The 20,813-nt window shown below is 53.6% G+C and carries 21 protein-coding genes and 1 tRNA gene; 16 read left to right on the forward strand and 6 right to left on the reverse strand.

Features of this window, described 5'->3' with window-relative positions:
* Positions 1–305: 305 nt before the first annotated feature.
* From EVX52_RS02515 to EVX52_RS02520, 3 genes are all read left to right on the forward strand, one after another.
* Positions 306–530, forward strand: a complete 225-nt coding sequence (locus EVX52_RS02515; RefSeq protein WP_015697982.1) for a DUF2594 family protein — start codon at positions 306–308, stop codon at positions 528–530.
* Between the two features lie 105 nt (positions 531–635).
* Positions 636–809 (forward strand): hypothetical protein, encoded by a 174-nt coding sequence (locus EVX52_RS25240; RefSeq protein WP_165383693.1) that lies wholly within the window; start codon positions 636–638, stop codon positions 807–809.
* Between the two features lie 3 nt (positions 810–812).
* The gene (locus tag EVX52_RS02520; protein ID WP_129951871.1) at positions 813–1,571 is read left to right on the forward strand and encodes a helix-turn-helix transcriptional regulator; all 759 of its coding nucleotides are present in this window, start codon (positions 813–815) and stop codon (positions 1,569–1,571) included.
* Here the strand turns inward: EVX52_RS02520 and leuA are convergent.
* On the reverse strand, positions 1,558–3,228 hold the full coding sequence (gene leuA / locus EVX52_RS02525) for a 2-isopropylmalate synthase (protein WP_129990528.1): 1,671 nt from the start codon (positions 3,226–3,228) through the stop codon (positions 1,558–1,560). The two genes, EVX52_RS02520 and leuA, sit on opposite strands and share 14 nt — an antisense overlap.
* A 304-nt stretch (positions 3,229–3,532) precedes the next feature.
* Entirely contained in the window at positions 3,533–3,955 is a 423-nt protein-coding gene (locus EVX52_RS02530; protein ID WP_240783427.1) for a hypothetical protein, read from the reverse strand.
* A gap of 223 nt (positions 3,956–4,178) precedes the next feature.
* Here EVX52_RS02530 and EVX52_RS02535 point away from each other — a divergent pair, with 223 nt between their 5' ends.
* The gene (locus EVX52_RS02535; RefSeq protein ID WP_129951873.1) at positions 4,179–4,427 is read left to right on the forward strand and encodes a hypothetical protein; all 249 of its coding nucleotides are present in this window, start codon (positions 4,179–4,181) and stop codon (positions 4,425–4,427) included.
* A 43-nt stretch (positions 4,428–4,470) separates the two neighbouring features.
* Here EVX52_RS02535 and EVX52_RS02540 read toward each other — a convergent pair whose 3' ends face one another.
* Both EVX52_RS02540 and EVX52_RS02545 read right to left on the reverse strand, forming a co-directional pair.
* Positions 4,471–5,601 (reverse strand): glycosyltransferase family 9 protein, encoded by a 1,131-nt coding sequence (locus tag EVX52_RS02540; RefSeq protein ID WP_240783428.1) that lies wholly within the window; start codon positions 5,599–5,601, stop codon positions 4,471–4,473.
* 195 nt (positions 5,602–5,796) lie between these two features.
* A tRNA-Lys gene (locus EVX52_RS02545) sits at positions 5,797–5,872 on the reverse strand.
* Between the two features lie 373 nt (positions 5,873–6,245).
* Here EVX52_RS02545 and cycA point away from each other — a divergent pair.
* Entirely contained in the window at positions 6,246–7,646 is a 1,401-nt protein-coding gene (gene cycA / locus EVX52_RS02550) for a D-serine/D-alanine/glycine transporter (RefSeq protein WP_129990530.1), read from the forward strand.
* Positions 7,647–7,694: 48 nt separating this feature from the next.
* Here cycA and EVX52_RS02555 read toward each other — a convergent pair whose 3' ends face one another.
* Together EVX52_RS02555 and rutR are read right to left on the reverse strand one after the other, a co-directional pair.
* A complete protein-coding gene (locus EVX52_RS02555; protein ID WP_129990531.1) occupies positions 7,695–8,684 on the reverse strand; it encodes a metal-dependent hydrolase in 990 nt (329 codons plus the stop codon).
* Between the two features lie 9 nt (positions 8,685–8,693).
* Entirely contained in the window at positions 8,694–9,383 is a 690-nt protein-coding gene (gene rutR / locus EVX52_RS02560) for an HTH-type transcriptional regulator RutR (RefSeq protein WP_129990532.1), read from the reverse strand.
* Between the two features lie 335 nt (positions 9,384–9,718).
* On the opposite strand from rutR, the gene rutA reads away from it, so the two are divergent.
* From rutA to EVX52_RS02615, 11 genes are all read left to right on the forward strand, one after another.
* On the forward strand, positions 9,719–10,810 hold the full coding sequence (rutA, locus tag EVX52_RS02565; RefSeq protein ID WP_129951880.1) for a pyrimidine utilization protein A: 1,092 nt from the start codon (positions 9,719–9,721) through the stop codon (positions 10,808–10,810).
* Positions 10,807–11,559, forward strand: a complete 753-nt coding sequence (rutB, locus tag EVX52_RS02570) for a pyrimidine utilization protein B (protein ID WP_015690206.1) — start codon at positions 10,807–10,809, stop codon at positions 11,557–11,559. The genes rutA and rutB overlap by 4 nt, the downstream gene beginning before the upstream one ends.
* A 26-nt stretch (positions 11,560–11,585) precedes the next feature.
* On the forward strand, positions 11,586–11,972 hold the full coding sequence (gene rutC, locus EVX52_RS02575) for a pyrimidine utilization protein C (RefSeq protein WP_129951881.1): 387 nt from the start codon (positions 11,586–11,588) through the stop codon (positions 11,970–11,972).
* A gap of 42 nt (positions 11,973–12,014) precedes the next feature.
* The gene (rutD, locus tag EVX52_RS02580; protein ID WP_129951882.1) at positions 12,015–12,854 is read left to right on the forward strand and encodes a pyrimidine utilization protein D; all 840 of its coding nucleotides are present in this window, start codon (positions 12,015–12,017) and stop codon (positions 12,852–12,854) included.
* On the forward strand, positions 12,839–13,429 hold the full coding sequence (locus EVX52_RS02585; protein WP_129990533.1) for a malonic semialdehyde reductase: 591 nt from the start codon (positions 12,839–12,841) through the stop codon (positions 13,427–13,429). Before rutD ends, EVX52_RS02585 begins: the two co-directional genes overlap by 16 nt.
* A gap of 29 nt (positions 13,430–13,458) precedes the next feature.
* Entirely contained in the window at positions 13,459–14,046 is a 588-nt protein-coding gene (gene rutF / locus EVX52_RS02590) for an NADH-dependent FMN reductase RutF (RefSeq protein WP_235173151.1), read from the forward strand.
* A 31-nt stretch (positions 14,047–14,077) separates the two neighbouring features.
* Entirely contained in the window at positions 14,078–15,427 is a 1,350-nt protein-coding gene (gene rutG, locus EVX52_RS02595) for a pyrimidine utilization transport protein G (protein WP_129951884.1), read from the forward strand.
* Positions 15,428–15,699: 272 nt separating this feature from the next.
* Positions 15,700–17,340: a TIGR04028 family ABC transporter substrate-binding protein gene (locus EVX52_RS02600; protein WP_129990534.1), complete on the forward strand. Its 1,641-nt coding sequence runs from the start codon at positions 15,700–15,702 to the stop codon at positions 17,338–17,340.
* Positions 17,341–17,357: 17 nt separating this feature from the next.
* Positions 17,358–18,320 (forward strand): ABC transporter permease, encoded by a 963-nt coding sequence (locus EVX52_RS02605; RefSeq protein WP_129951886.1) that lies wholly within the window; start codon positions 17,358–17,360, stop codon positions 18,318–18,320.
* Entirely contained in the window at positions 18,317–19,180 is an 864-nt protein-coding gene (locus tag EVX52_RS02610) for an ABC transporter permease (protein ID WP_129990535.1), read from the forward strand. The genes EVX52_RS02605 and EVX52_RS02610 overlap by 4 nt, the downstream gene beginning before the upstream one ends.
* Positions 19,177–20,796 (forward strand): ABC transporter ATP-binding protein, encoded by a 1,620-nt coding sequence (locus EVX52_RS02615; RefSeq protein ID WP_129951888.1) that lies wholly within the window; start codon positions 19,177–19,179, stop codon positions 20,794–20,796. Before EVX52_RS02610 ends, EVX52_RS02615 begins: the two co-directional genes overlap by 4 nt.
* Positions 20,797–20,813 lie beyond the last annotated feature (17 nt).

Here is a 20,813-nt window from a genome sequence, read left to right on the forward strand (position 1 = left end):
TTAAGCGTCAACACGGTCCCTTCATATATCTATGATATATCCAATTATTATTTGTGATCGCACGAATTGCCGATGGCTTATATGAATAACTCTGCACATAAACATGAAAGACTCTCAACCACTCATTATGTTTAGTATTCTTTACTGACTGTCAGAAAAGTCTATATGCGGGCACATCGCCGCGCATTTTAAGCATCCTTTCTGACGCTGCCCTAAAACATGCCATCTATGCTAAAATGCGGCCACTTTTCACCGGTTCAGAATTCAGTACGCTGCCTGACAGCATGCCTGAGGAGATAAAAATAATGAGTAATTGCGATTTTACAACGGAAGCAAACGTTGAAACACTGGCTACAGAAGTTGCCTGCCTGAAAGCCACCCTGACCCTGATCCTGAAAGCGATTGGCCAGGCTGACGCCGGTAAAGTGATGCTGAATATGGAACGTTTTGTCGCGCAGATGGAAGACGAACAGCAGGCTGAAGTGTTCAAAAATTCCCTGCAGCAAATTAAGTTCGCTTACCGCCAGTAATGCTTTTCAGAGTCTGTCGCCTGGCGGGCTCTGCCTTCTCCTTCCGGTTATCCCCCGTAATGTCTGCTATAATCAAGCCCTGATTCATTCAATGAGGACATACGCATGAGCGATGAAAATAATAAAGAAAACAAAAGCAAAGCCGATGAAGTCCATGTCAGTGACGGGCTGGGCGAACTGTTTGAAGTTTCGGAACAACTGACTGAAGAAGAAATTGAAAAAGCGGCAGAAGAAGCCAGGCAAGCCGTAGAAGATGCCAAAAAACAGAAACATCATTGATCAATGCATCACAATTTCCTTGCTCCGCATCAGGCGATTGCGCCTCTGGCCATTGATTATCAACATGGCGACAGCGAACCCGCCCACAGTCACAACTGCTCACAGCTGATTCATACGCTATCCGGCATTGTAGAAGTGCATACGTCACTCGGCACCTGGATGGTGCCGCCCGGGCGGGGAGTCTGGCTGCCTGCCTATGTTGAACATAGCCTGCGTTTTATCGGTGGTGTCAAGGCCCGCACACTGTTTGTCGATCCCCTGGCCCGTGCTGATTTACCTGCGCAATGCCAGGTAGTACAGATTTCTCCGCTGCTGCGTGAATTGATTTTATCATCGCTGACCATTCCGGCCGATTATTTGTCCGGCGGGCGCGATGAACGCATCATGGAATTATTACTCGATGAACTGCGTCTGTTGCCGACGCTGCCCCTTTACCTGCCGGAACCAAAAGAGCCGGAGCTGACCGAACTTTGCCAACAGATTCGTGCAGATCTGTGTTCATCCTGGGAGCTGGAAGATGTCGCGCAGCGTCTGGATATCAGCAGCCGCACGCTTTCGCGCCGTTTCCAGCGCGAAACCGGATTACGTTTCAGTGACTGGGTTCGTCAGGCAAAATTGCTCGAAGCGCTGAATCAGCTTGCTGCGGGGATTTCCGTTATTGATGTGGCGCTGGCACTCGGCTACGACAGCCCGAGTGCCTTCAGTGCGATGTTTCGCCGGTCACTCGGCGTCTCACCCAGCGAATATTTTAATCAGCCATAACAGCACTGGCTGCATTGAACAGCGCCTGCAATGAGGCGCTGGACACATCGCTGTCGATGCCTACGCCATAATAATTTTCCCCCAACCGCCCGCGACAACTCAGATACGCCACAGCACGACTGTGACTTTGATGCCCCAGCGTATGTTCGTGATAATCACCGATTTCCAGTTGCACGTCGTAACTGCGACGCAGCGCATCGGCTGCACCGGACAGCAAACCATTACCGCTACCGGCGATATGCTGTTCTTCATTGCGATAACGGATCCGTGCACTGAAATGGCAGACATTTTGCTCATCGCTGCGAATGTCGTAACTCAGCAGTTTTACCACCGGTTGATCGGTTAATCCGTAACGCTGACGGAACAGCCGCCAGATATCGCTGGTGCTCATTTCCTTGCCATGCGTATCGGTTTCACGTTGAACCGCTTTGCTGAAATCAATTTGCAAACCACGCGGTAATTTCAGCCCGTGATTCTGCTCCAGCAACCAGGCCGCTCCGCTTTTCCCGGACTGACTGTTAACGCGGATCACCGCTTCATAGCTGCAACCGACATCCGCCGGATCTAAGGGCAGGTACGGCACGCGCCAGACAGGGCTCTCCGTCACTTTCTGTGCAGCAAACCCTTTTTTGATGGCATCCTGATGCGAACCCGAAAATGCCGTAAATACCAGTTCACCGGCATACGGATGTCGCGGATGGACAGGCAACTGGTTGCATTCTTCCACTGCCTCGACAATCGCCTGCAAATTGCTGAAATCCAGCTGCGGCGCGACGCCCTGAGTGTAAAGATTCAGTGCCAGCGTCACGATATCCACGTTGCCGGTGCGTTCACCGTTACCGAAAAGGCATCCTTCCACGCGGTCGGCACCGGCCAGCATCGCCAGCTCTGCACAAGCTACCCCGGTTCCGCGATCATTGTGCGGATGAACACTGATTGAAACCTGTTCCCGGCGGCTGAAATGGCGGCAGAACCATTCAATCTGGTCGGCGTAAATATTCGGAGTACTGACCTCCACGGTTGCTGGCAAATTAATGATCATCGGTCTTTTAGCGCCCGGCTCCCAGACATCCGCCACGGCTTCACACACTTCCAGTGCAAACTCCAGTTCGGTGAAACAGAAGGTTTCCGGCGAATATTCAAATGTCCATTCTGTCTGCGAATATTGCCCGCACAGTTGACGGATCTGCTGAGCGCCGCGAACCGCCAGCTCGCGTGTTGCGGCCTGATCCTGATTAAATACCACTTCACGAAATACCGGTGCAGTCGCGTTATATAAATGCACGATGGCGCGCGGTACATCTTTAAGCGCCTCAAAAGTGCGGGCAATCAGATCCGGGCGCGAAGGTGTCAGAACCTGAATCACCACGTCATCCGGAATGAGCCCTTCTTCAATCAGGCCCCGGACAAAATCGAAATCGGTTTGTGAAGCCGAGGGAAACGCCACCTCAATCTGCTTAAAACCACACTTCACCAGCAAATCAAAAAACTGACGCTTACGGGCATTATCCATAGGTTCTGCCAGTGCCTGATTACCGTCACGCAGATCACTTGAACACCATTGCGGGGCTTTATCGAGGATATTTCCCGGCCACCGGCGGTCAGGTAAATTCACTGGCGGGAAGGGACGATACTTTTGCGACGGGTCGTTTAACATACGATTCTCCATTTATCATTGAGGCTGCGGTTATGTTCCGTTAAAGCCATAGTACGCAAACGATAAATGCCTGCGCCTGACTAACTGACAGCAACCCCCGCAAAACGGACAAAAAGAGAATGATCAATGAATCAGCGTCATGCTGATGTGGCGGGAAGAACTGCAATGTGACTCGGCGCGGGGCTTTTATTTCCGGGATCGCGGCAACATAGCCCGATCTCCGGATGGCCAACGTCTTATCTCTGATGCCAACGTATAGTCTGTGCACCTAAAAAAACCCGCACTCGGCGGGTTATTTATTGTGCTATTTATTGCTGCTGCCTGCCGGCCGGATGTTATAGGTTCCGAAGAAACTACGATCCGTTTCCAGGCTGATACTTTTACCGTTCGCATCTACGGTAATCGAACCCGATGTTTTAGTCAGTGCACAGGCAATGCGAACATTAATGGTGCGTATCCCGTTCGGCACATTCAAATCCACGTACTGATTAAAATGCAGGGAAGCCACGGTCTGTCCGTCTAAAAACACCATCAGCGGACACGTTTTCTCAAACGGCACCACTGACCACTGTTCTAAACGGTGTAAACGGATATGGGTCTGCCCTGCCGGCGGGGTCGCGCTGGCGTTAGCGAAAGATGACTTAACCTGCAGCGTCGGTTCATACGGATTGGCTGCGCACCCGGCTAAGAATAAAGCCGCCAAGGCCACCAGTGTTTTTTTCATCATTATCTCCCTGAGTTTATGAACGAATGATAACAGTGTGCGCGTGGCGGGCAACAAAAACCGGCAGGTGCAGGTTACGGAATGTCCGCAACCTTCAAAAGTCATCTCAATCTGTGACATTAGTACAAAAAAACATCACCCGAATTGCTAATAGCCAGCTACTGGTATTTGATATTCTTGTTAAGATTTTTCCGATCAGACGTTCAACTCAGTTTCAGGAATACCTATGTACAGTTACACACTTATCGCCCCCGCCGGGATCGTAAAAGCCTACGAAGAAGAATTCCGCGAAAAAGGGATTGAGTTACTGGTTGCCAAACAGAATCGTTCGGAGACGGTCGTCTTACGCAGTGACCAGTTCACCGAAGAAAGCACATTTATCACGCATGTTCATTTATTGATCTTCAGCCTGTGCATGCGCGTACAAAAACAACTCAAAAATGGCGATAGCCCTAATACGACGATTATGTACTGATTTTTCTTCCCTGCGACTTTTCATGTCGCAGGGAAGAACATCATCAGCCCTCACTCAGGCATTTTTCAACAACTGCATTGTAGACTTCCTCAACGGTGATTCTGTCCATCGGATGTTTCAGCTGGTGGGATGGGTCATTTTCGACAGGTGGCCTGTAAATAACCTTGTGCAATTCCGGGTTTTGATAAGGCCCGTTTTCGTCGGGTGAATTAAGCACGAACAGACTGATGGTCTTCGTTTTAGCTGCAATCGCTAAATGAAGCGGTCCTGTATCATTAGTCACTAAAAGATCCATCGCATCGATCACTGACAACAACTCCGGCATAGTTGTTTTTCCCGTAATATCAGTAAATTGTGCTCCGTGCGCCTCTTCCATCCTGGCAATAAAACGCTCTGCGATCTCAGTTTCGGCGGGTGAACCAATCAGGATCAGATGAAAAAGCGGTGACGTTTCAATTAACAGCTTGGCCAGACCTGCAAAATGTTCTACCGGCCATCGGTGCGTCATTTTAGATGCCCCCATTTGCAGCCCAATAAGGATCTTGCCAGGTTTTTTATCGAATGCAGGAATCCGTGCAGGTATAAACATCTCCGTATTATCAGGTTTGCTGCCCAGCAAACTGACTAAATCAAGTTTTCTCTGAATAATATGCTTCGATTGTCCCCGGGTAATACCAGACAACCACTTCTCCATACCTGCAGGTTCATTACGGTAATAATCTTTAAATATAAATTCACAGCCCGACATGATGGAAGCGATAATATCATAAGGGGCGCGGCTATGAAGAATAATGGCTAGTTGAGGCTTTTCTCTTCTCAGAACAGAGACAAGTTTTTTCATGTCACTGTAGTGATTATCCATAGGAAGAACGCGATCAAAATTGTCACCGGGCTCAACCAGCTGTGAATTTTGCTGGCTGGTAACAAGAATAATCCTTGCTGCAGGATAACGTCGTCTTACCGCCCTTATGGCCGGCGTACTGAACATAAAATCACCCAGCCGTTTTGTAGAAAATATCACTACCCGCTCAAAGTCATGCTCTTTATCAAATGACGTTATATTTCTCAGATTTCCTGCACACTGGCTATAACACGACAGCAAAACATTGATTAATTTGATTCTGATATTTTTCCAGGACACGTACAAACCTCTTTTTAGCCAGTCAATAGCCAACAACATCCGCTTATAAATCAAACAACCGCTGACTCTCACAAAGGAATAATTTTAAATTATCCTTGCGTCAAAACCGGCGTGCCGAATTGTCAGGTATATTACTATCCATTTTATAAAAATGGCATTATACGGCAAATGAGGGAAATAGTGCCTGGGAAAGAGGGGTTATGATTAACTCATTGATTTAAAAATTGTTGGTGGGTCGTGGCGGGTTCGAACCGCCGACCAATTGATTAAGAGTCAACTGCTCTACCGACTGAGCTAACGACCCAACGGGACGGATTATTCTCCTCTATCCGGATGATGTCAAACGCTTATTTATGCTTTATTGACAGTTAATACGCGTCATATTTGTGAAGCCCATCACGTCCAAAAACGGTATTATTGCCGCCATCCTGGAAGATATTTGATTAATTAACACTCAGTTATCCGCGATGTAAAAATTACGATACATTTTTTTCTTCGGCATTTTTCATGCCAGTTATAATAAATGCACGCTTAACATTACTATTACACACTTCACACACGCTATCGTTCCAGCCGTGGTGAACACAGAGCCATTCAGAGCTTAAGAAATTGACGTAAATGAATGCGATATGGCGGAGTTCATACGCAAAAAAGCAAAAAACAGGAATCAATACAACATGCAAGAAGAGTCAAAAATCCTCGTCCAGCCGGGGGAAGAGAACGCAGAAGGTTTGCGGCGAAATCTCTCTAACCGTCACATCCAGCTGATTGCCATTGGCGGTGCTATCGGTACCGGCCTGTTTATGGGCTCAGGCAAAACCATCAGCCTGGCAGGTCCGTCCATCATCTTCGTCTATATGATCATCGGCTTTATGCTGTTTTTCGTCATGCGTGCGATGGGTGAATTGTTACTGTCCAATCTCGAATATAAATCTTTCAGCGACTTTGCCGCCGATTTACTGGGCCCGTGGGCCGGGTATTTCACCGGCTGGACCTACTGGTTTTGCTGGGTGGTCACGGGTATCGCTGACGTCGTGGCGATTACCGCCTACGCACAGTTCTGGTTCCCCGGCCTCTCGCAATGGGTCGCCTCGCTGATCTGCGTGCTGGTGCTGCTGAGCCTGAATCTCGCTACCGTGAAAATGTTTGGTGAAATGGAGTTCTGGTTCGCGATGATCAAAATCGTCGCCATTGTCGGGCTGATCATCGCCGGGCTGGTGATGGTGCTGACTCACTTCCAGACGCCAACCGGCACCGTCGCGTCATTCAGCAACCTGTGGAATGATGGCGGATTCTTCCCGAAAGGTGTCAGCGGTTTCTTTGCCGGTTTCCAGATCGCCGTGTTTGCGTTTGTCGGCATCGAACTGGTCGGCACCACCGCCGCCGAAACTAAAGATCCGCAGAAATCCCTGCCGCGTGCCATCAACGCTATCCCTTTGCGCATCATCATGTTCTATGTGTTCTCGCTGATCATGATTATGTCGGTGACGCCCTGGAGCCATGTGGTGGCAGATAAGAGCCCGTTTGTTGAACTGTTTGTGCTGGCCGGTCTGCCGGCGGCGGCGAGCATCATCAATTTTGTGGTACTGACCTCTGCCGCCTCTTCAGCTAACAGCGGCGTATTCTCCACCAGCCGAATGCTGTTTGGTCTGGCACAGGAAGGCAACGCGCCGAAAGCATTCGGCAAGCTCTCTTCCCGCGCAGTGCCGTCGAACGGCCTGACCTTTTCGTGTATCTGTCTGCTCGGCGGTGTGGTGCTGATTTACCTGATCCCGAATGTGGTGACGGTCTTCACACTGGTCACCACCGTTTCTGCGATCCTGTTTATGTTCGTCTGGACCATCATCCTCTGCGCTTACCTGGTCTACCGCCGTAAACGTCCGCAACTGCACGAAGCCTCAATCTACAAAATGCCGCTCGGCAAACTGATGTGTTGGGTCTGTATGGCATTCTTTGCTTTTGTTCTGGTACTGCTGACCTTGCAGGATGATACGCGACAGGCGCTGTTGGTCACGCCGCTGTGGTTTGTGATCCTGGGGATAGGCTATGGGTTGCGCAGCCGCAGTCGTAAAGCCTGAATGATGAACTCATGATGTCAAAAAGGAGCCATCTGGCTCCTTTTTGTTTTAATCAACGTCCAGTGCCTGCCTGAACTGCTCCCACATTTTTGTGGCAGACGGTCTGGCCGACGCCACTTTCACCGGCAGTGCCGGCGGCGCACCGGCTTTCATATCGCCGAGATCGAATACAAACGTGTAATCAGGTTCCTGCCCCATGCGTAAGTCACTGACCAGAATATGGCCGCCCTGCTCTTTAACGCTGAAAAAACCGTGGCTGAACCAGGCGACACGCGCCAGAAACGGGTTATCTTTGTGGGCTTCATACAATGCCTCACCGCGGGGATAGAAGCGGAAACGGATCGGTGAATCCGGGTGCAGCAATGAGGTGAAACCTTCGCCGTAACTGTCTTTACTCATCACGACCACACGCCACACCAGCGAATTGAGGGGTGTCGGCGTGACCAGAACCTGCGTACTGTCAATATTTTGCCGTTGCAGCTCTGTATCGACATGCCGTGTCACCTGATATTGTTCAATCATGGTACAGGCCAGATACAGGCAACTGATGCCCAGTAACACGTTATTCCACATAATGCCGCGCTGCTGCTCGCGATACAGCGCCAGACCAACACCGGTAATCAGCGGCAGGGTATAGAGCGGATCGATAATAAAAATGCTGCCGACCGCAAAAGGATAATGCGTAAAAGGGATACCGAGTTGGGTGCCGTAAACCGTCATCACATCCAGCAGCGGATGGGTGATCAGAGCCAGCCAGACAGTTCCCCACCAGCGCCGGAAATGTTGCCCGGCGCTGAACAGTTTGGCCATCAGCCAGGCCATCAGCGGAGATATCAGCGTCAGATAAAACAACGCATGGCTTTCGGTGCGGTGCAGGGTCATATTGCTGATGACATCACCGTGATCGTAAAACACATCCAGATCGGGCAAGGTTCCGCAGACCGCGCCAGCCAGTGCAGATTTCCATACCGGCGCACGTTTGCCCATCACCGCAATGCCCACTGCAGCGCCAAGCACTAATTGTGAAACTGAATCCATTCTGCCCCCTTAAGCCCGAAGCTGAATGCCTTCGGTAATAATGCGCTGCACATTACACACGGTTTGTTCAAAGAATTCAGGATCACTGAGCGTTTTACCGGTGATGGCTTCGACCTGTACCCCGAAATCGGCGTAGTGCTGCGTGGTCGCCCACAGCATAAAAATCAGCTGCATCGGATCAACCGGCGCGATCAGTTCTGCTTTAATCCAGCCGCGGATCACATCCGATTTATCTTCCACCAGCGTTTTCAGGCTGCCGCCCAGCTCCTGTTTCAGCAGCGGTGCACCCTGTACCATCTCGAGACAAAACAGCCTGGATGCCTGCGGGTGATCGCGGGAAACACACAGCTTCAGGCGGATATATTCACGGATAGCTTCCAGCGGATGCTGATCAGATTGCAACGCTTTCAGCGGTGCCAGCCAGATATCCAGCAATCCTTTGAGCACGGCGATATACAAATCTTCTTTTGACGGGAAGTAATACAGCAGATTGGTTTTGGACACATCGGCACGCTCGGCAACCTGATCCAGACTGGTGCCATGCATGCCGTACAACGAGAAAAACTCAAGTGCCGCTGCCATGATATTGCCACGTTTGGCAGCGACTGCCCGCGAACGTCGCGTCGGGGCTTTCGTCAGCGGCTGGCGGGATTTATTCTCTCCGGCGTCAGCCTGCACAGATTCGACCAATGGCTTCACAATGTCTCCCTGAGACGAATAGCAAGGCTGAAATCATAGCAAATGGCGATACAAGCGACTATCGCTATGCATCCCGGTGATTGCAGTAACACCTACGACAACAATCAGTAACCACAAAGAGTTATGAATTTAACAAATTTGCACCATTTCCGTTCAATCCTGCCTGATAAACGTGCAGCCATTTTTGACCAGATGGTCTGAAACAGACCATTTGCTCTACCAAAAACCAACACCGAAATTTAACTCACTGATAATTAAAAAGATTAAAAAACTGGCATCCCGCTTGCAATACCCATCATGAATTCCTTCCTTCGCGTTGCATCATGAGGTGAGCTATGAAAATCGGTGTCTTCATTCCTATCGGCAACAACGGCTGGTTAATTTCAGAAACTGCGCCGCAGTACAAACCCACCTTCGAACTGAACAAAACCATCGTGCAGAAAGCGGAGCACTATCATTTTGATTTCGCGCTGTCGATGATCAAACTGCGCGGCTTCGGCGGCAAAACCGAATTCTGGGAACACAATATGGAGTCGTTCACGCTGATGGCCGGTCTGGCCGCCGTGACTTCCCGCATTCAGCTGTATGCCACCGCCGCCACGCTGGTGATGCCACCGGCAATCGTTGCGCGCATGGCCGCTACCATTGATTCCATCTCCAACGGCCGTTTCGGCGTAAACGTCGTCACCGGCTGGCAGAAACCCGAATACGAACAAATGGGCATGTGGCCGGGCGATGATTATTTCAGTCGCCGCTATGACTACCTGACCGAATACGTCAGCGTGCTGCGCGACCTGTGGGGCACCGGTCACTGCACGCTTGACGGCGAATTCTTCAAAATGGACGACTGCCGCGTCAGCCCGCGTCCGCAGAGTGAAATGAAAGTCATCTGTGCCGGGCAAAGTGATGCCGGCATGGCGTTCTCCGCTAAACACGCGGACTTCAACTTCTGCTTCGGCAAAGGCGTCAACACGCCAACCGCCTTTGCGCCCACCGCTGCCCGCATGAAAACGGCGGCTGAAGCTGAGAACCGCGATGTTTCCTCTTATGTGCTGTTTATGGTGATTGCCGACGAAACCGACGCCGCCGCCCGCGCTAAATGGGATTTGTATAAATCCGGAGCTGACGCCGATGCGCTGGCATGGCTCACCGATCAGAGCAGCAAAGACACCAAATCCGGCAGCGATACCAATGTCCGCCAGATGGCCGACCCGACCTCCGCCGTGAATATCAACATGGGTACCCTGGTCGGTTCTTACGCCAGCGTGGCCAGAATGCTCGACGAAATCGACACAGTGCCCGGGGCCGGCGGCGTGCTGCTGACCTTTGATGATTTCGTGGAAGGCATCGAAAACTTTGGCCGCTACATCCAGCCATTAATGAAAACCCGCCAGCACATCGGCACTGAGCAGAAAGAGGTCGCATGATGAACGTTGTTGAGAATCAAACTGTGGTCCGCCGCGAACCCCACAATACCGGCGAGGAAACGATCCTCACAGCACGCCCTGAAGCCATTGCTTTCACGCCGCAGCAAACGGCGCTGATTGTGGTGGATATGCAAAATGCCTATGCCTCACAAGGCGGCTATCTGGATCTGGCCGGTTTTGATGTCTCCGCTACCGCGCCGGTGATTGCCAATATTAAAGTGGCGATTGCCGCCGCCCGCGCCGCTGGCATTAAAGTGATTTTCTTCCAGAACGGCTGGGACAATCAATACGTCGAAGCCGGTGGGGCCGGTTCGCCGAACTTCCACAAATCCAACGCACTGAAAACGATGCGCAAGCGTCCGGAACTGATGGGCAAACTGCTGGCGAAAGGTGACTGGGATTATGACCTGGTCGATGAACTACAGCCGCAACCCGGCGATATCGTACTGCCCAAACCGCGCTACAGCGGCTTCTTCAATACCCAGCTCGACAGTCTGCTGCGCAGCTACGGTATCCATCATCTGGTATTTACCGGTATCGCCACCAACGTCTGCGTGGAGTCCACACTGCGCGACGGATTCTTCCTGGAATATTTTGGCGTGGTACTTGAAGACGCCACCCATCAGGCCGGACCGGAGTTTGCGCAAAAAGCCGCGATTTATAACATTGAAACTTTCTTTGGCTGGGTCTCCAGCGTGCGCAATTTCTGCGACGCCGTGGGTTATAAAACTGAACAAAACGCGGCCTGACCGCTTTCTTAAAAGGACAATTGACGATGCCTAAAAGTGCCATTATTCCGGCTGGCAGCGGCGTTCCGCTGGCTCCTTTTGTTCCGGGTACCCTCGCCGACGGCGTGGTATACGTTTCCGGCACGCTGCCATTTGATAAAGACAATAACGTCGTACATGTCGGCGATGCCGCCGCACAAACCCGTCACGTACTGGAGATCATCAAAAACGTGATTGAAACGGCGGGCGGCACAATGGATGACGTCACCATGAACTCTATTTTCATCACTGACTGGGCGAACTACGGTGCCGTTAATCAGGTTTACGCTGAATACTTCCCGGGCGAAAAACCGGCACGGTTCTGCATTCAGTGCGGGCTGGTGAAACCGGATGCGCTGATCGAAATCGCCTCCGTGGCGCATATCGGTAAATAATCATTTTGCAACAACCTGTCCTGAACACCTTGAGGAATCAGCATGTATTACCAGGTATTGGGGAAAAAAAATGCCGATGCGGAAACCGTCGTGCTCTCATCGGGGCTGGGGGGGACGGGAAGCTTCTGGCAACCGCAACTGACAATGCTGGCGGCGCATTTTCGCGTGGTGGTGTACGACCAGCACGGCACCGGCGTCAGTCAGGGCACAGTGCCCGCCGGGTACCGGATGGAAGACATGGCCGATGAACTGGCCGGCATGCTCAATGAGCTGGATATCAGCCGCTGTCATCTGGTCGGCCATGCGCTCGGCGGCATTATTGGCCTGCATCTTGCTCTGCGTTATCCGGCACTGCTGCAAAGTCTGGTGGTCATCAACGGCTGGACGAAACTCGACAGCCAGACGCGCCGCTGCTTTGAAGTGCGCCAGAATCTGCTGCTCAACAGCGGGGTCGATGCCTACGTGCAGGCGCAGCCGCTGTTTCTGTATCCGGGTGACTGGCTTTCAGCTAATGATGCCTTATTACAGAAAGAGCGCCGGCATCAGGTGGCGCATTTTCAGGGAATGGAAAACTTACTGCACCGTTTGCAGGCGCTGATGGAGTCTGATCTGACTGCCAGCCTCGGGCAGGTGATTACGCCGACGCTGGCGTTCAGTTGCAAGGATGACCTGCTGGTACCGTGGTCGCGTTCGGTCGATCTCGCATCCCGCCTGCCCCACGGCGAACATACGCAAATGCTGTACGGCGGCCATGCAATGAGCGTGACCGACCCGGAAACCTTTAACCCGATTTTACTGGACTGGCTGCGGCGGCATTCATCGTCATCTTCCGCCACCCCGTCCGGTCACCTGCCCACGGAGACATCATGGCCGAAGCATTAACCGCCAGCGCACTGGCAACTTTATTCACCGAAGCCCGCACACATAACGGCTGGCTGGATAAACCGGTCACCCGCGAACAACTTAAGACGGTTTACGAACTGGCGCGCATGGGACCCACATCGGCCAACTGCAGCCCGGTACGCATCGTGTTTATTCAGAGCCTTGAGGCGAAAGAACAACTCGCACCGGCGCTTTCAGGCGGCAATCTGAAAAAAACCATGACGGCGCCGGTCACCGCGATCATTGCCTGGGATGCGGAATTCTACGAACTGCTGCCGGAACTGTATCCCGCCGGTGATGCCCGTTCCTGGTTCACCTCCAGCCCGCAACTGGCACACGACACGGCATTTCGCAACAGCAGTTTGCAGGCCGCGTATCTGATCATGGCCTGCCGCTCACTCGGCCTGGATACCGGGCCGATGTCCGGTTTTGACAACACCATCGTCGATAAAACCTTTCTGGCGCAGGAAGGCTGGAAATCTAATTTCCTGATCAATATCGGTTACGGCGACAGCAGCAAAGTGTATCCGCGCGCGCCGCGCCTGGATTTCGACCGCGCCTGCCGCGTGCTGTAAGCATCACTGAAAAATCAGAGGACATCACCATGCCATCAACCCTGAACGCTACATTACCGGCAACCGGCCGCCCTTTCGCCCCGGTGCCTGCGGTGGAAAAACAAGCTGCCGCTGACCAATACGCTGCCGTTGAGAAACAAGAGTATCGCGATGCGATGGCGCGCCTCGGTTCGGCCGTCAACATCATCACCACCGACGGCCCCGGCGGACGCGCAGGTTTCACCGCCTCCGCCGTATGCAGTGTCACCGATTCGCCGCCGACATTGCTGGTATGCCTGAACCGTTCAGCCTCGGTGTATCCGGTCTTCAAAGAGAATCAGGTGCTGTGCGTTAACACGCTGGCCGATTGCCATGAGTCTCTGTCCAATTTATTCGGTGGAAAAACACCAACGGAGCAACGTTTCGAAGCCGCCCGGTGGATGCGTCTCGCTACCGGCTCACCGATCCTTACCGACGCGCTGGTGTCGTTTGACTGCAAGGTTACGCAGATCACCAGTGTCGGTACCCACGACATTTTGTTTTGTGAAGCCGTTGCGTTACGGCGCAATGACGACAGCCACGGACTGGTGTATTTCGACCGGCGCTATCACCCGCTGATGCGCCAGTTAGCCTGTTAACTCCATCCCCTCAACTTAGTAAGGGTCGTGCATGGCAAAGACTTCCTGGTTTCCACAATGGCGTAAAAGAGAAGGCAATCTGGATGGCGCGGTGATCGCGCCGGATGAACGGCTGCCGTTAGGAGCAACGGTCATCATGGGGCTGCAGCATACGGTCGCGATGTTTGGCGCCACCGTGTTAATGCCATTGCTGATGGGTTTTGATGCCAACATGGCAATTTTGATGTCAGGCATCGGTACCCTGCTGTTCTTCCTGCTGGTCGGCGGACGCGTACCGAGTTATCTCGGTTCCAGCGCCGCTTTTGTCGGGCTGGTGATCGCGGTGACCGGCTACAGCGGCCATGGAGCGAACCCGAATATCGGGGTGGCGCTGGGAGGGATTATTGCCTGTGGCGTGATTTACACGCTGATCGGTTTTGTGGTGATGGCGCTCGGTACACGCTGGATTGAGCGCCTGATGCCGCCGGTCGTTACGGGTGCGGTGGTGATGGCAATTGGTCTGAATCTGGCACCGATTGCCATTAACAGCGTGTCGGCATCCTCATTTGACAGCTGGATGGCGGTGATGACCGTGCTGTGTATCGGGTCGGTGGCAGTATTCACCCGCGGTCTGGTGCAGCGTCTGTTGCTGTTACTCGGACTGGTGGCGGCGTACCTGATTTACATGGTGATCACCAACGGCCTGGGGCTTGGCGCACCGGTTGATTTCAGCGCCGTGGCACAGGCACCGTGGTTTGGCATCCCGACCATTACCACGCCGGTGTTCAGTTCTCACGCCATGCTGATGATTGCGCCGGTGGCAGTGATTCTGGTGGCGGAAAACCTGGGCCATATTAAAGCGGTGGCGGGCATGACCGGCAAAAACCTCGACCCGTACATAGGCCGCGCGTTTGTCGGTGACGGTCTGGCGACCCTGCTTTCCGCCTCGGCGGGCGGTACCGGTGTTACTACGTACGCAGAAAACATCGGGGTAATGGCGGTCACCAAAATTTACTCCACACTGATTTTCGTTGCGGCGGCAATGGTTGCCATTGTGTTGGGCTTCTCGCCCAAATTTGGTGCACTGATCCACACCATTCCCGGCCCGGTGCTCGGTGGCGCGTCGATTGTGGTGTTCGGACTGATTGCTGTGGCCGGTGCCCGCATCTGGGTACAAAACCAGGTGGATCTGGGACTTAACGGAAATTTGATCATGGTGGCGGTCACGCTGGTGCTGGGCGCAGGCAACTTTACCCTGAGCCTGGGCGGCTTCAGCATGGGTGGCATCGGCACGGCGACGTTTGGCGCCATTTTGCTCAATGCCTTCCTGAGCCGCAGCAAACAGGCAAAAATTCAGCCTGAAATAAAAACTGGCACAGAAGCTGCATTAAAAGATCACTGACGACCTCAGTTTCTCCTTAGCTCATCATTTTTGATGATCGCCAGCGGTTAGCCGGTCCACCCGTCCGGATTAGCCGCTGGTTTTTTTCTTTCTGCCTCCCGTACATTTCTTCTCATGCCATTTTCTCTCCTAATGCTGTTTACAGCTAACGATTGCAAAATTCCTTCGTTCACCTGTCCTTTAAATTGGTTTGTTATGGGTTCAGCACTTTGGTTCTAAGAACGCCAAAGTCATCACCTGCAACCATGCCAGATAAGAAAAAGGGTTTAACGATGAATAACATTCGCCGGATTAACGCGGTTACCCGCGCACTGGCTTTAGGGGCACTTCTCACCAGCACATTTTCCGCCATTGCCGCTGACGGTACGCCCGTGCAGGGTGGCACGCTGATTTATCTTGAACAGCAGGCACACACCAATCTGTATCCGCCTGCGGGCGGCTTCTATCCGAACGGCGGTATTCTCAATCAGATCACCGACAAACTGACCTACCAGAATCCGAAGACACTGGAGATAGAACCCTGGATCGCCGAATCCTGGTCGTTCAACGCCGATAAAACTGAATACACTTTTAAACTGCGACCGGGTGTGACCTTCTCCGACGGCACGCCACTGGATGCCAACGCGGTGGCCAAAAACTTTGATACTTACGGTCTGGGCAATAAAGAGCATCATTTGCCGGTCTCCGAAGTCATCAACAATTACGACCACAGCGAAGTGATTGATCCGCTGACGGTGAAGTTCTATTTCAAAAAATCGTCGCCGGGCTTCCTGCAGGGTACCGCCACGATTGGTTCCGGGCTGGTGTCGCTGAGCACCCTGAACCGTAATTTTGACGCGCTGGGCGACGCCACACATATCATCGGCTCCGGCCCGTTCGTGGTCAGTAAAGAAACCCTGGGTCGCGAAGTCGATCTGACTGCCCGTAAGGATTACCACTGGGGGCCGAAAAACCTTAAACAGCAAGGGCGCGCTAATCTTGACGGCATTAAAGTGATCGTCACCGGTGAAGACAGCGTGCGTATCGGCGCACTGCTGGCCGGTCAGGCTGATTTCATCCGTCAGGTTCAGGCATATGACGAGAAACAGGCAAAAGACCAGAATTTCCCGATTTATGCTGCGCCGACCAAAGGCGTCAATGACAGCATTTCGTTCCGCCCGGACAACGCGCTGGTGTCTGACCTGAAAGTGCGTCAGGCGCTGCTGCACGCCACCAACAGCAAACAGGTGGTCGATACGCTGTTTTCGCCAAACTATCCGCAAGCCACGTCTGTGATCGCCAAAACCGCCGCCGGTTATGTCGACCTGAGCAGCAAACTGACTTACGACCCGACGCTTGCCAAAAAGCTGCTGGATGAAGCGGGCTGGAAGCCAGGCCAGAACGGCATCCGTCAGAAAGACGGCAAAACGCTGTCGCTGACCATTTATGAATCACTGCCGCAACCGCAAAACAAAGAAGTATTACAGCTGGTTTCCCAGCAATGGAGCCAGGTTGGCGCGAAGCTGAATATTCTGGCGGGCGATGCGGGCAGCCGCGTGGCGGATAACCTTGATCCGGAGAAAACCCCGGCTAACGTGGTGGAAGTCGGACGCGCAGATCCGGACGTGATTAAAAGTTCCTTCTACCCGACCAACCGCGATGCATTGCTGCAAAAGGGCGGCCTGAGCAGCAAGGTGAAAAGCTTCCGCGACGACAAACTTAACGACCTGCTGACCGCAATTTCTGCCGAAGTGGATCCGAAAAAACGTCTGCAGCTGACCGGTGACGTGCAGAACTACCTGCTCGATCAGGCATACGTCATTCCGATTTTCGAAGAGCCGCAGGTGTATGCCGGGGCGCCATATTTCAAAGGCGTGAGCTTCGAAGCCGTCGGGCGTCCGAGCTTCTACGGTGCATGGCTGGAAAAGCATTAACAGACGGGGAGTAAATCATGAGCCGATACGTGAGCGGTCGATTCGGGCAAGCCTTACTGGTGTTATGGGCGGCGTTTACCGTCTCCTTCATCCTGTTACAGGTGCTGCCCGGCGATGCCATTCTGATTAAATTCCAGAACCCGGACATGGGATTAAGCCCGGCACAAATCGCCGATATGCGTGCCGCGTACGGTGCGGATGTGCCGGTCTGGCAGCAATATCTGCACACGCTGGGCAATTTCCTTCACGGCGATCTGGGCTATTCGATTCAGGCTGGCGTACCGGTGACTGAATTACTCAGCAGCAACTTTCCGCCGACGCTGCGTCTGGCACTGATGGGTTTCGCACTGGCCGCCGTGGTGGCCTTTGCACTGGCGTTTCTCTCCAGCCTGCTGCATTTCGGCTGGCTGAAGAATGCTTTACAGGCGGTGCCTTCGCTGTTCATTTCCATTCCGACGTTCTGGCTGGGCATCGCGCTGATTCAGTTTTTCTCATTCCATTTACGCTGGATCCCGGTGATTAATCCGGGTGAATGGGTCGGGCTTATTTTGCCGGTTATCACCCTTGCAGTGCCGATTTCTGCGCCGCTGGCGCAGATCCTGATCCGCAGTATTGATCAGGTGCAAACCCAGCCGTTCGTCGCTGTCGCCCGCGCCAAAGGGGCCAGCCGCAGCGGCGTATTATGGCGTCATGTGGCGCGCAACGCCCTGCTTCCGACGCTGACCATTGCCGGTTTGCTGTTTGGCGAACTGATTGCCGGGGCGCTGATCACTGAAACCGTCTTCGGTCTTAACGGCCTCGGGCAACTCACGCAGCAGGCGGTGAATAATCAGGATGTCGCCGTGTTACAGGCCATTGTGGTCATTTCCGCCACCGCCTTTGTCGGCATAAATTTGCTGGTCGATTTACTGTATCCGCTGCTCGACCCGCGCCTTAAAGCCTCTGCTTCTAAAAATTCACGGGGAGGAGCCACTGCATGAGCAGCTTACCACTTGGCAAAAGCACGCTTTCATTGCCGCTAACACAGCGTCGCCGCCGGATACCCGCACGCCTGCAACCGGGCTTAATCCTCGCCTGGCTGGTGATGGCGGCCGTCATTTTGTGGGCGATTGCCCCCGGCTTATTTACGGATTACAGCGGCACTGAAGGGATTGCCGGTGCACAGCGTCTGGCCCCGCAGGCCGGACACTGGCTGGGTACGGATCAGCTCGGCCGCGATGTCTACGCCCGCATTGTGTATGGCGCGTCACATTCCCTTTCCGGCGCGCTGGTCGCTGTGGCGCTCGGGCTGGTATTTGGCACCGCACTGGGGCTGGCGGCCGGAGCCAGCGGCGGTCTGACCGACGCCATTATTATGCGCATCAACGATGTTTTACTGTCGATCCCCGGCCTGCTGTTGTCACTGAGCGTGATTATTTTGCTTGGTTTCGGCACGGTGCACGCGGCGATTGCCGTCGGTGTCACGTCCGTTGCCAACTTCGCCCGCCTCGCCCGCGCCGAAGTGGTACTGGTACGTCATAGCGATTACGTCGAAGCCGCGTACGGCAGCGGCGGCTCGTTCCTGTCGGTTTTGTGGCGGCATATTTTACCCAACTCGCTGACCTCGGTAATCGCTTTCTCAGCGTTGCAGTTCGGCAGCGCCATTCTGGCCATTTCTACCCTCAGTTTTCTCGGTTACGGCACACACCCACCGACGCCGGAATGGGGCTTGCTGATCGCCGAAGGCCGCAATTACATCTCCACCGCCTGGTGGCTGACGACCTTCCCCGGCGTGGTCGTGGTTCTGGTGGTGCTTTCCGCCAACCGCATCAGCCAGTCATTACGCAGGAGAACGCGATGAACGCGCAGGCCACTTTTACGCATAACGCCCCACCGGTGCTCGAACTGGATAATCTTTCCATCGCCTACGACGGCAAACCGGTAGTGCATAACGTGTCGTTTTCGATTAATGCCGGTGAAGTGCTGGCGCTGGTTGGCGAATCCGGCTCCGGCAAAACCACCACTGCACAGGCGATCATCGGTCTGCTGGCAGAAAACGGCCATATTGAACAGGGTGAAATCCGTCTGAATGGCACGGACATCAGTCAGTGGTCACAGCGCCGCCTCGATGCTTTGCGCGGTGCCCGCATCAGCCTGATCCCGCAGGACCCGACCAGTTCGCTGGATCCGGTCAAAACTGTCGGTTCGCAGGTCGCGGAAATTCTGGATATCCATCAGCGACTGCCACGTCAGCAGCGCGACGCCCGCGTGGTGGAACTGCTGTCCCGCGTGGGTCTTTCACACCCTGAACAACGGGCGAAACAGTATCCGCACGAGCTGTCCGGCGGTATGAAACAGCGCGTATTAATCGCCATAGCCATTGCTCTGCAACCGGCACTGATCATCGCCGATGAACCGACCAGTGCGCTGGATGTCACGGTGCAAAAACGCATTCTGGACTTGATTGACGACCTGCGCCGCGAGTTTGGCACCGCCGTTTTACTGGTCACCCACGACCTGGCGATTGCCGCCGAACGCGCTGACCGGTTACTGGTGTTCCGTCACGGCAAAGTCCAGGAGCAGGGCATCACCCGTGAAGTCCTTGATGCACCGAAAAGTGATTATACCCGTCAGCTTTTCGCCGACGCCCCGGCCCTGTCCGGCCATCATCGTACGCATCTGCGCACTGCGGAACAGCCGGTGCTGGTGGTTGAAAACATCACCCATGATTTCACGCTGGGCGGCAAAAATCAGCCCGCGTTCCGCGCGGTAGACCATGTGTCATTCAGCATTCCGCGCGGTACCACGCATTCACTGGTCGGTGAATCCGGCTCCGGCAAAACTACGCTGGCACGCATTCTGCTGGGTTTTCAGAAACCGGACAGCGGACGTGTGCTGATCGACGGCGAAGACATCACGCGGCTGAAAGGTGAAGCCTTGCGTCAGTTGCGCAAGAAAATCCAGCTGGTGTATCAGAACCCGTTTGCCTCGCTGGATCCTTCGCAAACCCTGTTCCGCGTAATCGAAGAACCGTTGCTGAATTTCGAAAAAATCCCGGCGGCGGTGCGCCGTGAACGGGTGCTGGATATTGCCCGACGCGTAGCGCTGCCGGAGACATTACTCAGCCGTAAACCCCGCGAATTGTCCGGCGGTCAGCGCCAGCGTGTGGCGATTGCGCGGGCACTGATTTTAGAGCCGAAAGTCCTGATCCTGGATGAAGCGACATCGGCGCTTGATGTCACCGTGCAGGCGCAAATTCTGACATTGCTTCAGCAGTTACAGGATTCACTCGGTCTGACCTATTTATTTATCTCACACGATCTGGCGACAGTCCGTCAGATCTCACACAGCGTCTCGGTGTTAAACCGCGGGCAGCAGGTGGATTCCGGTCCTGTGGAAGATGTTTTCGCCCTGCCTTCCAGCGATTACACCCGCCAGCTTATTGATGCCATTCCCGGACGCCACCGCGCCGCATGAACAGCACACGAAACAAG

The sequence above is a fragment of the Rahnella sp. CFA14(1/10) genome (assembly GCF_004195095.1).
Lineage (GTDB): Bacteria > Pseudomonadota > Gammaproteobacteria > Enterobacterales > Enterobacteriaceae > Rahnella > Rahnella perminowiae.

What these genes read in the sequence shown, in the direction of transcription:
- EVX52_RS02515 (WP_015697982.1), top strand. Translation starts at nt 306, where the DNA reads ATGAGTAATTGCGATTTTACAACGGAAGCAAACGTTGAAACACTGGCT.
- EVX52_RS25240 (WP_165383693.1), top strand. Translation starts at nt 636, where the DNA reads ATGAGCGATGAAAATAATAAAGAAAACAAAAGCAAAGCCGATGAAGTC.
- EVX52_RS02520 (WP_129951871.1), top strand. Translation starts at nt 813, where the DNA reads ATGCATCACAATTTCCTTGCTCCGCATCAGGCGATTGCGCCTCTGGCC.
- leuA (WP_129990528.1), bottom strand. Translation starts at nt 3,228, where the DNA reads ATGTTAAACGACCCGTCGCAAAAGTATCGTCCCTTCCCGCCAGTGAAT.
- EVX52_RS02530 (WP_240783427.1), bottom strand. Translation starts at nt 3,955, where the DNA reads ATGATGAAAAAAACACTGGTGGCCTTGGCGGCTTTATTCTTAGCCGGG.
- EVX52_RS02535 (WP_129951873.1), top strand. Translation starts at nt 4,179, where the DNA reads ATGTACAGTTACACACTTATCGCCCCCGCCGGGATCGTAAAAGCCTAC.
- cycA (WP_129990530.1), top strand. Translation starts at nt 6,246, where the DNA reads ATGCAAGAAGAGTCAAAAATCCTCGTCCAGCCGGGGGAAGAGAACGCA.
- EVX52_RS02555 (WP_129990531.1), bottom strand. Translation starts at nt 8,684, where the DNA reads ATGGATTCAGTTTCACAATTAGTGCTTGGCGCTGCAGTGGGCATTGCG.
- rutA (WP_129951880.1), top strand. Translation starts at nt 9,719, where the DNA reads ATGAAAATCGGTGTCTTCATTCCTATCGGCAACAACGGCTGGTTAATT.
- rutB (WP_015690206.1), top strand. Translation starts at nt 10,807, where the DNA reads ATGATGAACGTTGTTGAGAATCAAACTGTGGTCCGCCGCGAACCCCAC.
- rutC (WP_129951881.1), top strand. Translation starts at nt 11,586, where the DNA reads ATGCCTAAAAGTGCCATTATTCCGGCTGGCAGCGGCGTTCCGCTGGCT.
- rutD (WP_129951882.1), top strand. Translation starts at nt 12,015, where the DNA reads ATGTATTACCAGGTATTGGGGAAAAAAAATGCCGATGCGGAAACCGTC.
- EVX52_RS02585 (WP_129990533.1), top strand. Translation starts at nt 12,839, where the DNA reads ATGGCCGAAGCATTAACCGCCAGCGCACTGGCAACTTTATTCACCGAA.
- rutF (WP_235173151.1), top strand. Translation starts at nt 13,459, where the DNA reads ATGCCATCAACCCTGAACGCTACATTACCGGCAACCGGCCGCCCTTTC.
- rutG (WP_129951884.1), top strand. Translation starts at nt 14,078, where the DNA reads ATGGCAAAGACTTCCTGGTTTCCACAATGGCGTAAAAGAGAAGGCAAT.
- EVX52_RS02600 (WP_129990534.1), top strand. Translation starts at nt 15,700, where the DNA reads ATGAATAACATTCGCCGGATTAACGCGGTTACCCGCGCACTGGCTTTA.
- EVX52_RS02605 (WP_129951886.1), top strand. Translation starts at nt 17,358, where the DNA reads ATGAGCCGATACGTGAGCGGTCGATTCGGGCAAGCCTTACTGGTGTTA.
- EVX52_RS02610 (WP_129990535.1), top strand. Translation starts at nt 18,317, where the DNA reads ATGAGCAGCTTACCACTTGGCAAAAGCACGCTTTCATTGCCGCTAACA.
- EVX52_RS02615 (WP_129951888.1), top strand. Translation starts at nt 19,177, where the DNA reads ATGAACGCGCAGGCCACTTTTACGCATAACGCCCCACCGGTGCTCGAA.